This is a genomic window from Oceanobacter sp. 4_MG-2023, from assembly GCF_030689165.1.
Classification (GTDB): Bacteria; Pseudomonadota; Gammaproteobacteria; order Pseudomonadales; family Oceanobacteraceae; genus Oceanobacter.
On record NZ_JAUYVV010000002.1, the window covers coordinates 119,393 to 132,363 of the forward strand.

12 protein-coding genes are annotated in these 12,971 nt (G+C 53.1%); 7 read left to right on the forward strand and 5 right to left on the reverse strand.

Features of this window, described 5'->3' with window-relative positions; genetic code table 11:
- The first annotated feature begins 64 nt into the window (after positions 1 to 64).
- Together Q8W24_RS02235 and Q8W24_RS02240 are read left to right on the forward strand one after the other, a co-directional pair.
- Complete coding sequence (locus tag Q8W24_RS02235; RefSeq protein ID WP_305474243.1) at positions 65 to 1,414, forward strand: DUF2868 domain-containing protein; 1,350 nt, start codon at positions 65 to 67, stop codon at positions 1,412 to 1,414.
- A 1-nt stretch (position 1,415) separates the two neighbouring features.
- A complete protein-coding gene (locus Q8W24_RS02240; RefSeq protein ID WP_305474245.1) occupies positions 1,416 to 2,831 on the forward strand; it encodes a DUF3482 domain-containing protein in 1,416 nt (471 codons plus the stop codon).
- A gap of 24 nt (positions 2,832 to 2,855) precedes the next feature.
- Here the strand turns inward: Q8W24_RS02240 and yegD are convergent, their stop codons facing one another.
- Positions 2,856 to 4,232, reverse strand: a complete 1,377-nt coding sequence (gene yegD, locus Q8W24_RS02245) for a molecular chaperone (protein ID WP_305474247.1) — start codon at positions 4,230 to 4,232, stop codon at positions 2,856 to 2,858.
- A gap of 203 nt (positions 4,233 to 4,435) precedes the next feature.
- On the opposite strand from yegD, the gene Q8W24_RS02250 reads away from it, so the two are divergent.
- On the forward strand, positions 4,436 to 4,918 hold the full coding sequence (locus Q8W24_RS02250) for an SRPBCC family protein (protein ID WP_305474249.1): 483 nt from the start codon (positions 4,436 to 4,438) through the stop codon (positions 4,916 to 4,918).
- A gap of 148 nt (positions 4,919 to 5,066) precedes the next feature.
- On the opposite strand, the gene rlmF is transcribed toward Q8W24_RS02250, so the two are convergent.
- The gene (gene rlmF / locus Q8W24_RS02255; protein WP_305474250.1) at positions 5,067 to 6,113 is read right to left on the reverse strand and encodes a 23S rRNA (adenine(1618)-N(6))-methyltransferase RlmF; all 1,047 of its coding nucleotides are present in this window, start codon (positions 6,111 to 6,113) and stop codon (positions 5,067 to 5,069) included.
- Positions 6,114 to 6,616: 503 nt separating this feature from the next.
- Between rlmF and Q8W24_RS02260 the strand changes: the two genes are divergently transcribed.
- Positions 6,617 to 7,087, forward strand: a complete 471-nt coding sequence (locus Q8W24_RS02260; protein ID WP_303434311.1) for a bacteriohemerythrin — start codon at positions 6,617 to 6,619, stop codon at positions 7,085 to 7,087.
- A 373-nt stretch (positions 7,088 to 7,460) separates the two neighbouring features.
- On the opposite strand, the gene Q8W24_RS02265 is transcribed toward Q8W24_RS02260, so the two are convergent.
- Positions 7,461 to 8,090, reverse strand: a complete 630-nt coding sequence (locus Q8W24_RS02265) for a glutathione S-transferase family protein (RefSeq protein WP_305474252.1) — start codon at positions 8,088 to 8,090, stop codon at positions 7,461 to 7,463.
- 63 nt (positions 8,091 to 8,153) lie between these two features.
- Here Q8W24_RS02265 and Q8W24_RS02270 point away from each other — a divergent pair, with 63 nt between their 5' ends.
- Together Q8W24_RS02270 and Q8W24_RS02275 are read left to right on the forward strand one after the other, a co-directional pair.
- Positions 8,154 to 8,324, forward strand: a complete 171-nt coding sequence (locus Q8W24_RS02270) for a hypothetical protein (protein WP_305474253.1) — start codon at positions 8,154 to 8,156, stop codon at positions 8,322 to 8,324.
- 90 nt (positions 8,325 to 8,414) lie between these two features.
- A complete protein-coding gene (locus Q8W24_RS02275; RefSeq protein ID WP_305474254.1) occupies positions 8,415 to 9,842 on the forward strand; it encodes a (Fe-S)-binding protein in 1,428 nt (475 codons plus the stop codon).
- A 35-nt stretch (positions 9,843 to 9,877) separates the two neighbouring features.
- On the opposite strand, the gene Q8W24_RS02280 is transcribed toward Q8W24_RS02275, so the two are convergent.
- A complete protein-coding gene (locus tag Q8W24_RS02280) occupies positions 9,878 to 10,498 on the reverse strand; it encodes an alpha-ketoglutarate-dependent dioxygenase AlkB (protein WP_305474255.1) in 621 nt (206 codons plus the stop codon).
- Positions 10,499 to 10,691: 193 nt separating this feature from the next.
- On the opposite strand from Q8W24_RS02280, the gene Q8W24_RS02285 reads away from it, so the two are divergent.
- A complete protein-coding gene (locus tag Q8W24_RS02285; protein ID WP_305474257.1) occupies positions 10,692 to 12,047 on the forward strand; it encodes a hypothetical protein in 1,356 nt (451 codons plus the stop codon).
- A gap of 106 nt (positions 12,048 to 12,153) precedes the next feature.
- Here the strand turns inward: Q8W24_RS02285 and Q8W24_RS02290 are convergent, their stop codons facing one another.
- Positions 12,154 to 12,600, reverse strand: a complete 447-nt coding sequence (locus Q8W24_RS02290; protein ID WP_305413214.1) for a bacteriohemerythrin — start codon at positions 12,598 to 12,600, stop codon at positions 12,154 to 12,156.
- Positions 12,601 to 12,971: the final 371 nt, after the last annotated feature.

Consider the following 12,971-nt stretch of genomic DNA (forward strand, 5'->3'; position numbering starts at 1 on the left):
TTTATCTGCGGTCGGCCATTGACGGCTGGGCGTAACGGTTTTTGTTGCGGAAATTCAGGATTCTATGTCTTCAGCGTTATCAGTATCGTCAAACCAGGTTGTGCAGTTTTTTTTCAAGGACGGGGCCACCACCGCCATGTGTCGCTGGCTGGACTTCCGTTTGTTTGTGGCGCAAAAACCACTGTCATTAACAGCGTCCGACACCGCCAGTGGTGATGCCAGCAATACCCTGTCGCCAGTGGATTATTTGCGCCGTTGGGAACAACAAGCCTTGCAGCAGGGCAGCGACGACGGGCTGACAACCCCCGCCCGCTGGGTGTTGTTGCTGTTGGGGCTGGTTATTGCGGTGATCGGTTTTGCCAGTATGGCGGGGGTGTTGAACTACGCCAGTCAGCAGCCGGTGAATATCTGGGTGCCTCTGCTGCTGTTCGCTTTCTTGCCTTTGCTGTTTACCCTGAGCAGCGCCTATATGACGGTGTTGGCACCAGCGCGTGAACCCGCTCGCCTGGCCAGTGCCCATCCCTTGTTGCTGGCGTTGGCCAACAAGCTGCGGCTGACGCATTTTTTGCCGTATCAGAAGGTGTTGTTCCCCTGGATGCTTTGGCAAACCCAGTGGCTGGGGTTGGTTTTTTCAGTCGCTGCCTTGCTGGCCTTTTTTGCACTGGCGACCTTTCAGGATTATCAATTTGGCTGGTCGTCGACACTGATCAGTGACAATCGCACCATGGTACACATGATGGCGGTTGTCAGCTGGCCCTGGCACTGGCTGGTGGCATCACCGGGTCTTGAACTGATCAGTCAGAGTCGTTTCAGTGCCCAGGATGTGATGGGGTCCGGTGCCGGTATGGGAAGCCGCCAGAGTGGCTGGTGGCCGACACTGGTGATGGCGATCATGGTGTACGGTATCTTGCCTCGGGTTGCGCTGGCGCTGTTGTTACGCTGGCGTTTTATCCGGCAGCTGCGCTGGAGTATTGCCAATAGCGCCGATGTTGAGCAATTTGTACTGGCACAGCAGCATCGGCAAAGCCACGAACCCCTGGTATCAGACGCAGCATTGGTGCTGCCAGACGAGATTGATATCAGCACTACGCCAGCCGATCTGATCAGTTGGCAGCAGCCAGATACCGACTGGCCGGTGGTCAAAAACCTGGGCAGTGGTGATTGGCTGGAAGACGAACAGTGGTTGGCCTCTGCCGACAGCAAGCGGCCGCGTCCGGTACTGCTGGTGGTGGATCCGGCGCAGACACCCACCGGTGAACTGGCAGACTGTATCGAGTTATTGCAGCACAACAATACCCAGGTTGTGCTGGTGCTGGTGTCCTCTGAGGTCGAGGATGAGCGCTACCAGACCCTGCTTAAATCCTGGCAGTATTTTGCCAGTCGTCACCAGATTCCGTTAAAAAAGGGGTGTTAGCATGACGATGCCAGGATTTGCGGTCGTTGGTCATCCGAACAAGGGTAAATCAAGCATTGTCGCGACCTTGACGCGTCAGGATGCAATCCGGATATCGGAAATTTCCGGTACCACGACAACAGCACAAGCGTTTGAGTTGTGTGTTGATAGTGTCAGTCATTATCGGCTGATTGATACGCCGGGGTTTCAGCGCCCACGACAAGTATTGTCCTGGTTGCAGCAACGGGCTCCCAATGCCGCTGAACGCAAACAGACGGTACAGGATTTTGTGACCGAACAACGGCATGCAGCGAGCAGCCGGTTTCAGGATGAAATCGAGCTGCTGCAGCCTATTCTGGACGGTGCCGGTATTATCTATGTGGTTGATGGATCCTTGCCTTACAGCCCGGAATTTGAAGCCGAAATGACCATTTTGCAGTGGACCGGGCAGCCTCGCATGGCACTGATCAATCCGATTGGCGGTGCTGCACATGTGGAAGAATGGCAAAACGCCCTGAGCCAGTATTTCAGTGTGGTGCGGGTGTTTGATCCCATGACCGCGGATCGCCAAAAGCAGTTCGCGGTGCTGTCGGCCTTTGCTGAATTACACGAACCCTGGCGACCTGCAATCGAAGCCACCATGGCGGCACTGACGCGTTATTTTGACCGTCTGGCCAGTCAGGGAGCGATGATTGTGGCTGAGCATATGGTGCAGATGATCAGTCATGTCAGTGATGTTCGGGTCCCGGCCGATTTTGCCAAATCTGCCTTGGAGACCCAGTTGAAAAGCCAGTATCAGCGCCACTTGCGCGATATGGAATTCAGTATGCAGCGCCAGTTACAGTCCTTGTTTGCCCATTCCAATATGCGAGTGCAAGCGCAGTTGTTAAGCGCTGATTACCCGGATCTGTTTGATAACAGTCACTGGTATCTTTACGGTCTGGATCGGCAGAAAATCGTTGCGCTGGCGGCCTCTGCCGGAGCGGCGGCGGGTGCGGTGCTGGATGCTGGGGTGGGTGGCAGTTCGTTGATGGCCGGAGCACTGGCGGGCGGACTGTTGTCCGGGCTGGCCTCATTGGCAGCAACCTGGAAACCGGAAAAACTGAACATCAAAGGTGTGCCGGTTGCGGGCAAAACCCTGACCGCCGGGCCTGTGCGGGATCTAACGTTTGTGTTTGTCTTGCTGGGGCGGGCGGTGGATTTTCTGGAGCTGATGCTGCGACGGACCCATGCTGACCGTACCGTGGCAGAGCTGGCCTCGACCGGGTTGACTGAGCGCCTGGAGCGGTTGCCGAAACTGGAGCAGGTGCAGCTTACCCGCAGCTTGCAAAAAGCCGCCAAGGGGCTGAACGATAAAGAGCTGGTGCAACTGCGTGACTGGGTTTTGCAGCTGAGCCAGCCGGTGCCAGGGGACAGTCCGACTGGCAAGCCCGGTTAATCGGAACAGGCTTCTGAGCGCATATCAGCGATATATCCGCTGTGCCCATTCGGTCAGGCCGGAGACCACGCTGCCAAAATGATCACCGTCCAGCAATGGAATATCCCCCAGGGTGCGCGCCACCGCCTGACGAATGATTGGTGAGCGGGCACTGCCACCGGTGATAAATACCTGGTCTGGCTGCACACCGGCCTGGGCGACGGCTTCAGCCATCAGTTCACTGATTCGTTGCAGCGGGCGCTGGATTGCATTTTCCAGCCCGCTTCTGGAGACCTGGGTGTCCAGCCCGGCTTCGACAAAATCCAGCGCTACGCGGGTGCTGTCGGTATCGGACAGGGCAATCTTGGCGCTTTCAGCACAGCGTACCAGTTGCTGGTTCTGCTTGTTGGTTTGCAAATGTAACAGGCGGCTGATCAGCTCTGGTTGCAGGCAGTCCCGTTGCAGTTGCTGCAAGTGGAGGGTGGTTTCCAGGCTGCTGAAGCGCGACAACGCACCGACATCATTGGTACAGACGGCATCGAGAAAGGTTTTGGTGGGCATGGGTTTGCCGCTTTTAAGGCTGGCGTTCATGCCAAACAGCGGCATCAGCTGTCTGCCCGCCAGCGTGATATCGAGATCATTTCCCCCGATGCGTTCACCGGTGTGGCCGAGAAAGTCGGCGCTGCGGTCGTCGCGGTCGCGGTGATCCGGGCCCATTCTCACCATGGCACAGTCACTGGTACCACCACCGATATCCACCACCAACACCGTCTGGTTGCCGGTGAGATGACGCTCAAAGCTTAGCCCGGCGGCAATCGGCTCATAAAGAAACTCGACGGACTGAAAGCCGCTGCGTTTGGCCGCAATACTGAGGATATCCAGCGCCTGGCGGTTGCTGTGTTCGGCATTGACGCCCTGGAAGTTGACCGGTCGCCCGATTACCGTATGAGTCAGGGTCTGGCCAAGGGATAACTCGGCCCGCTGCTTCACCGTTTGCATCATGGCGGTCACGATGTCTTCAAAAAAATGCACAAACTCCGGTCGCAGGCCGCTGGCACCCAGGTAGGATTTGGGCGATTTGACGAAGTAGCCTTCTTCCGGGTCGGCAAAATAGTGTGCAAAGGCTTGCTGGCCGACCTGCATAACGGCATCGGTGTCTTCGGAGGCTGGCCCCAGGTCCAGCTCACGCCGCGCCCGCTGGGCCAGTTGTAATGGCCCCCGCCGGGTTTTGATGAAATCATCCCGTTGCGGTCCTTCGGTCATGGCCAGTCCGACCTGCTCACAGATCAATTCCCGGCCGAGGGTGTACAGCGCCGACGGCATAAAGCATTGGTCGCCATCAACGGCCAGCAGTTGCACGGCATCCTGTGATTTGACGCCCATGGCGCAGTTGGAAGTACCGTAGTCGAAGCCGCAAATCATGGAATTCCTCGTGAGCCGGACAGCGAAAAGCCGCGCACATTAGCACAGCGGTTTGCGGGGTCAAGCAGGGAGGGATAAGAAAACAATGGCGAACAGATACCCTGCTTAAGGAGGTCAAGACTCCATACAAAGCAGTATGTTTGACCGGCGTATGACTGCGCATGCTATGACAGGCCAATAACAAAAAACGTAGGCCTATATTTATGAACAAAACATTTTCTACCCTGGTGATCTGTGGTTCAGCATTAACCGCATCTTGTGCTCATATGGACAGCATGGACGGACAGGCGTCGGTGACTGAATCCGTCAAGGTGAATGCCCCTGTGGCAGAAGTCTGGGCATTGGTGGGGGAGTTTAATGATTTGAACCGCTGGCATCCGGCGGTAAAACTCAGCAAGCAGGTATCGGATCGACGTTATCTGACCTTGCAGGACGGTGCGGAAATTGTTGAAGAAGAGACCAGCCGCGACAACAACGGCATGAATTACAGCTATCGTATCCTCTCCGGGCCATTACCGGTCGAAGCGTATAACGCGACCATCAGTGTCACGTCGATGGGTGACAGTCAGTCGAAAGTCACCTGGCAATCGACCTTTGATGCCAAGGGTATGTCCCGACCGGAAGCCGAAGCCGTGATCAGTGGCGTCTATCGGGGTGGGCTGGATCAGCTACAACGGATGTATTAACAAAGAGATTCATGGGTTTTTCTTGTTCTCAGGAAATCAGGGCAAGAGCCGGGGTGATACACCGGCTCTTTGTCAGCTGTCTGTGTTTATTCTATTCGTCTTGTTCTTGTGTTCTCTCCCGTCCTCCCACCAGTACTGAAGATAACGGCTAACGGCGCGTTGTATTTTGCCAGCGCATTTGCCGCCAGATAGTCTGTTGTTCTGCGTTGAGAAAACTCCAGGCAATAAAACGACTGCTTTTTTGACCTTGCGTCATGGTAATTGTTTGCTGCTGCACCACACCGATCTCTCGCAAGACCTTTTTCAGCGCCGGTAGCGCTGCCTGTCGTGATACCAGTGACGTAAACCAGTACACCTGGCTGGCGTACTGTTGGCTTTCCCGCATCATCTGACTGATAAAGTGGACTTCGCCACCTTCACACCATAATTCATTATTTTGACCACCGAAGTTGAGCGGCTGGTTTTTGGGAGTGGACTCTGAGCTGTGGCTTTCTTGAGGGGTGTCCCATTTGCCCAGGTTTTTCCATTTACGCTGGTTGCCACGCGACATCTGCTCTGGCGACTCATGGAACGGCGGGTTACACAGGGTCAGGTCGAGAAATTCATTGTGCTGTAGCACGTGAGTGAAATAACAGTGCTTGTCGGGTTGCTGGCGCAGGCTAATGGCGGCCTGTTGTAACGGGTTGGCGGTCAGCACACGTTCGGCGGATGCCAGGGAGACCGGGTCGATATCTGCGGCAATAAAGCGCCAGCCATATTCGCTCTGGCCGATCAGCGGATAAATACAGTTGGCACCACAGCCAATGTCCAGGGCCTGAATACGCTTGCCCGCCGGTATTTTGCCACCATTGGCGGCCGCCAACAGGTCGGCCAGATTATGGATATAGTCTGCGCGTCCAGGGATGGGAGGGCAGAGGTAGCCGTCGGGAATATCCCAGTCATTGATTTGGTACCAGTTTTGTAACAAGGCCCGGTTTAATGCCTTGATGGCCACCGGGTCGGTAAAGTCGATGGAATGATTGCCACTTGGGGTGAGCCGAATAAAAGCGGCTAACTCAGGGCTGGTGGCCGTCAATGCGTCAAAGTCATAACGCTGCTGGTGGCGATTGCGCGGATGTAATACCGCTGCCTTGTTTGCCGCTGGGGTGGCAGATGGTTTGTGGCTGGATGAGCGGGGAAACGACTTTCGGGACATGATGACTCTGGTGGTGGGGTGGTTGAGACGGTGGCTGATCGTATGAATGCAGTGTCCGGAATCAGTAACCGGGCTGTGGCCACTGCAAGGCAAAACGAAAGGTCGCTTGCAGTATAAAGATCATTGGTGGCAGGGAACACTCAATTATTCCCCATTGGGTATTGCGGAGTTTTTATAAAAAAAGAAAATAGATCCAGGGGTGTTGGTTGTAAAAATTTAAATATTTAATCATATTGTCATCTTTGTTTTGATATTACATTTCTGATTTTTTAGATTGTCCGATTGTCGATAATTAAAAAACCAAGGTTTTATAATTTTTATATAACTAATTGGTTATATGTTATATGATGTGATTTATGTCATTATTTTTTTTCATATTTCGCGGCTACAATCACCGGCCTGTTGGTTGAGACCGTTTGGTCTGAATTCTATACGTGCTTATTTGAATGCAGATGTTTGGCGTTGAAGTAGCCATTGTATTTCTGCGATTAAAGGAGATGGTCGTGAGTTATTTTGTCTGGAATGCTTCGTATGATATTGGTGTTGACATTATTGATAGTCAGCATAGACGTATCGCAGACTATGTGAATGATTTGCACCATGCGATCGAGCATAATGACGTTAGTGAAGTCTATAGCGTGATGGATCGGTTGAAAGATTATACCGTTGATCACTTCAGCTTTGAGGAGCAGTTGATGGCGCGGGCAGGCTACCCGTTGCTGGATGATCACTTACTGATACATGAGAAGTTTTGTGAACATATGGAGTTGCTGAGAGAGCAGCTCCATGGTGGTACAGACCCGATGAATGTCGCCCGGAAAATGCGTACAGGGCTGATGCGCTGGCTGCTGCAGCACATCAAGGAAGAAGATCAGAACTATGCGTCTCTGGTGCGTAAGGCATTACGCAAGGAAAGCAGTTGGGTCAGCGCAACGCTGAAGCGAGTGTTTGGTTCCGTGGATCATCATGCTTGATGCAGAATAAAAAAACATACGATATTTAAAAGTATGAGCGACAATAAAATGTGATCTGGTTATCAAAATAAAAAAATCAAACGATGGCTTTATTGACAGCTATAAAAACAAGGCTGGCTTTGAATGGTTGTTTGTGGCTGGGTGCATTTTTTTTGAATGACATATTGCGCCACCAAGTGGTGCAATATGTCGTGGGTGTCATTTAAAAATTATTTCGCTGACTTTTTTCTGGCTGTGCTTGCCGCTGTTTCTTTCTGTTACCTATGGTAAGTAACTTGTTTCCAATGGTTACATGATTGTTTTATTTCCTGAATAATACGGTTTTTTATTGGTCAGTGGTTGCTGGAAAAGTCAATATTGACAATCGTAACCGTCAAAACTGTCGATATCCTTCTTCCATTAATACTTGTTGTACCGTTGGGCGTTGCGTCATTGCCTGGTAATGAATTTGGCAGGCACTGGGTAATGTCATACCCAGGCGGTTGGCCCAGAACTCGTTATAAAACAGCGCGGCATCCACAATTGACAAATGCTCATACAGTAATGCACCGGGAGATGCTTCCAGCCATTGGGCAACCTGGTGGAAGCCTTTTTGTACCAGAGTCCGGCCCTGGCGCTCGATGGCATCACGATCATCCGCATGCAGCAGGTAGCGATTGGGAGTAAAAATACGGGTAAAACCGTGTCCATGCAGGGTGCCGACCAGATAATTGAGCCGGTCGAGGGCAACAGCCTGGGCCGTCGGATCGCTTGGTAACAAGGCTTTTTTCGGCCAGCGCTGGGCCAGCCACCAGGCAATGGCAACAAAATCGGTCAACGCCGTGCCGTCATCAAGCACCAGGGTGGGAATGGTGCCCTTCGGGTTGATAGCCAGGTACTCCGGCTTTTGTCCATCGCCCGCGGGCAGGTTCAGAACAGTGGCACTGAATACCTGTTCCAGTTCTTCCAGCAGAATATGAATACCTGTCGAGCAGGAGCCGGGGGTCATATAAAACGTCATCATCAGGCGTTACCTCATTGGCAGGGAAGACGCTGATATTGCAAATACACAACCAATCTGTACGTGATGGCATTTTCTGCTCTGGACCCGGTGGGTGCTCTTGCCGGTTGGTCTGGCTGGTCGATTGGGGTCTGGCTGGCGCTGTCGCAAAGCCGACAAGCCGGGAACAGCGACCGGTTTTGTCACGTTTCTTCCGGGGGATGTAACGACCCGGAGCGCAAGGAATCCATGTGGTGATGGCATTTACAGGGGCTGCTTGGCCAGTCGTCGGTAGGAATGGAGATTGCACTCTGACCAGCTTACATTTATCGCGGGTTGGTATTGTTTATGACGGATTCTTCGACTTCTACAGCGTGCCTGTCACCGGAATCTGCCCCTCAGGATCTTGAACTGCAGCTGGATTGGTCTGCTTACCGTGATGCGGGGATGGGGGACGCGTATGCCGATATTCCCAAATACGGAGGCCATTACGCCAAGGCCATTGCCGCGTGTATCAATAGTCGCCAGTGCGAAGCCGCTGGCAAGCAGGTGATGTGCCCCAGTTATCGGGTCAGCGGTGATCCGAATCTGGCTACCGGTGGCCGGGTGCGTCTGCTCAAGGCGGCCTTGTCGACGCGTCAGGATTCAGCGCCGTTGCTGGACCCGGAATTGCAGCAGGCAATGGATCTGTGTGTCAGTTGCAAGGGCTGCAAGCGCGAGTGTGAAAGCAGTGTCGATATGCCGCTGATCAAGGCTGAATATCTGGCGCAAAAATATGCCCTTCAGCCTCGCAGTTGGCGTTCCCGGCTGATGGCTTCATTGCCGCAATGGCAGCATCAGCATCCCTGGCTGGATACCTTGATACAGCTGCGTAACCGCAGTGGCTGGCTGCGTCGGATGGTGGACCCTGTGATGGGTCTGAACCCGGCGGTGAAGCTGCCGGTCCGGTCCGCCAAGCGGCTTGAGGCACTGGCCAGTCCGGCGGTTGCTGGCAACCTTAATGGCCATAAAGTTGCGATGTTTGTGGATACCTTTACGCGTTATTACGAGCCGCATATTGTTGAGGCCGCCATTACGGTGCTGGAGGCCGGTGGATATCAGGTGCGGTTGCTGCAGCCGGATGCTCATGCCAGTGGTTCCAGCCAGAATGCACGACCATACTGTTGTGGTCGTACCTGGTTGGCACAGGGCATGATTGATCGGGCCCGGACGGAGGCCAGTCGGCTGATTCAGGCTATATTGCCGCTGGTTGAGCAGGGTTACAGTATTGTGGGGCTGGAAGCCTCTTGTGTGCTGGGCTTGCGCGATGACGCCCAGGCCTTGGGGCTGGGGGAGGCCGCGGTTACAGCAGCCAAACACAGTCTGTTGTTTGAAGAGTTTATTGCGCGTGAGAGCAAGTCCGGACGCTTGAATCTGCCGTTGTCGAGTCCGGTTTCTGGCACGCTGGTACATGGTCACTGCCATCAGAAAGCCGTTGGGGCGATGAAGTCCGTGCGGCGGGTGCTGAAGCTGATTCCGGAGCATTCGTTTGATTTTATCGAATCCAGCTGCTGCGGCATGGCTGGCAGTTTTGGGCTGGAAGCCGAGCATGCGCAGCACAGCCTGGCCATGGCACAGCAAGGCTTGCTGCCCGCGCTGAGTAACCGGGGCGACCGGCAGGTCCTGGCGAATGGGTTTTCCTGTCGTCAGCAAATACGCCAGCACAGCGATGCCCGGCCCATGCATCTGGCGGAGCTGCTGGCGGATTGTCTGGTGGAGACGGCTGGCCGTGAATAAAGCCGGTTTCGGGTAATATCGATGTCAGGTCGATGTCAGGTCGATGGCGGTGTAACCCAGCGAAACGTCAGGTTGATACGGGGCTGTTGTACGCCGGGTTCGGCGATCACTGCGTGCTCCCAGTGTTGCTGACATTGCGGCTGCATCAGCCAGAGATCACCACTATGCATCGGAACCGCTCGTTGCTGTTCTGGTGCGGCTTTAGGCCGCAAGCGGAATATCCGTGTAGCGCCCACCGACAGGGAAGCAATCACTGGTGCTGGTCCCAGCTCCGGTTCATCATCGGCATGCCAGCCAACAGAGTCTGACCCTGAACGATACAGGGTTGCCAGTACCGAGTTAAAACGCTGCCGGGATTGGGTTTCCACTTGCTGGCGCAGGTGCTGCAAAGGTTCTGGCCACGGTTGGGTGGGTAATAAATTATCAGAATAGCGATAACAAATACCCTCATCGGCAAACCAGGCCTGTCGTCGCGGGATCGGGAAGCGCCGCCCAAATGCTTCGTAGCCGTCATCACTCCAGGTAATATTGTTGAGAAGCCAGCCTTGCCAGGCATCGGCTTCTGCTGGTGTCATCAGGGGGCCAATATAATGTAGTCCAGCGTCGGTGAGGCTTTCAGCAGTGTTGGATGATGGTGTTTTGGTAACATGGCTCACGACGACGTTTCTCATTGTACGGTTTGTGGTGTGGTGTGCGGTCTTGGTATTTGTTGCTGCAGCATCAGTGCCATTCTTGATCCCGGTTGGATTTCACCTTGCTGTTATTGCTGCTCGTTGTAACCTGATCACCTGATCGTGTTCTTTGGTTATTATCAATCACGTTTTTTCTGCTCAATCTGTCGGATTCTGGATGTCTTCCCCTTTGTGCTTCCTTACTTGTTTGCGGCGCTGGCTGAATACTGGCGCCGGTACTCCCCCGTTAGCGGGCTGGCTGTTGTTATTGGCGTTGGTACTGGTGTTGACCAACGCGCTGTTGATCGATTTTCCAGCCTGGGTGGCTGGTGTACCGCTGTGGGTCGCAACGGCCTTGTTGATCCCTCAGATAAAAGCGTCCCAACGCCGACAGATTGGCGGGCTGATGCTGGTGGGTGTTGCCGGGCTGGTCTTTGCTGCCTGGCAGGGTTCCTCTGCCTCGTATTGGCTCAAGGCGGTTGAGGGTAATCAGATGTTGCTGGCGATGATCATTGGCGTCAGTTTTTTACGGCTGGTGGCGTTGGCGGGAATGAGTGCCACAGAACGGTTGCCACAAGGCGTCCAGGCGCTGCAAAAAACCTTGTTCAGTACTCATCTGATTGCATCGGTATTGAATATCTCTGCCGCACTGATTGTTGGTGACCGTCTGGCCCATGCTCGTCAGCATCAGCCCTTGCAACCCGAACAGGGCATGGTGCTGTTGCGAGCCTTTTCGGCCTGTGCTTTTTGGTCACCTTTCTTTGCAGCGATGGGATTGACGTTGCTGAGCGCTCCGGGGGCGCAATTAATAACACTGGTGCTGTTTGGTTTGCCGTTGGCATTGGTGGCGCTGCTGTTTTCTGCCTGGGAGATTCGCCGTAACCCGGCAGCAGAAAACGCCATAGGCTACCCTTTGCGCTGGTCGTCGCTCTGGATGCCGTTGGTGTTGGCGGTACTGGTGATCGTCAGCCACTGGATCTGGCCAGAACTGGCGGTACTGACGCTTGTTACCCTGATTGCCATTGTATTCTCGTTGATCTGGCTGCTGCTGACGCGAGGCGGAAAAGGTGCCAAAGACATTGTGCAACATATCCGGGTGGGGCTGCCTGGCATGTGCAGTGAAATTGCCTTGTTTCTCGGGGCGGCAGTCCTGGCGGCGGGGGTGTCAGCCAGTATGAATGCCTTGGATATATCCGTTGCTCCCGATCAGTTTGGTGCTTTAGAAGCCTGTGTCACCCTGTTGGTGCTGGTTATCGCCGCGATTGCGGGGATGCATCCAGTGACCAGTGTTGTGCTGGCGGGCAGTTTGTTGGCGGGTAGCGTGGATGACCCGAACCTGCTCGGTTTGACCTTTTTGATGGGGTGGGCCATTGGCGTAGGGATTTCGCCACTGTCGGGTATTCAACTGAGTTTGCAGGCGCGTTTTGGTATGAGCGCCCGTGCCATGATGTGGGCCAATCGTTATTACGCGTTGCTGATGTTGCCGCTGTGCTGCGCAACCTTGTATGGGTATGGGTATCTGATAACTCTATAAGGTTGTTAAGCGGTGATCTGATTGCTTGGAAAGCTGACTGGCAGCGTAAAAGGGTGGCAATTGCCCTGAGGGTTGAGGGAATTGCCAGCGCCTGGGATTGTATCAATCATGCAAAAAAGCGTTTCACCATACGGCCGACAAACCCGCCTTCGAGTGATTTGCGGACGTAAGGGACATAATCCTTATCGTCGCGCTGGATATGATTGGTGAGCCACAAACCGATGTCTGAGCGGACTTCTTTGGCAACCTTGAAACAGTCTTCGCCGTTTTCGATGCGTTGATTGTAGGACAAAGCGCGATCACGAAAGGCTTCGTGCACTTTGGCATGAGCTGCCAAAATAGGATAATTGGCGCGCTCCATCAAAGTCTCTTCAAAAGCATTGTGTGAGATGGAATAGTCGATCAATGACCCCGCAATCTGTTTTACGGCATCAGAGTCTTGCATCAAAATAGCTCTGTCAACTTCAAGAATATATTCGAATATCCGCTTGTGTTGAGAGTCAATGATATCAATACCTGTTTCAAATTCGGGTATCCACTGGAATTTCTGCATATATATTATTCCTTTAAAATTACAATAAATTCAAAATGAAATCTGACTCATCAAGGCAGCAGTTTTTTGTGACGTTTAATGTTCTTTGTTTGTAAATGTGACCTGGTTCTTGTTTTAACCACAGAAAATAAGACAAGTAGATCTTGTGGTTTATTTAGGCTCTAAATAAATTCAGACACATTTGTTGACACATAGAAAACCGGTTATTTATTCCATTGTGTTTGTGAGGGTTTTGTTACTCTAGCACCGAGGATTCTTTTGCGTAAATAACAAGATTTGTAAATTTTGTAAGTTTCGTAAGTATGATTGATATTGAGATTTTTTTGATGATCTCATGATCATTCTACTGGGGTATCATGACATATGGGGCG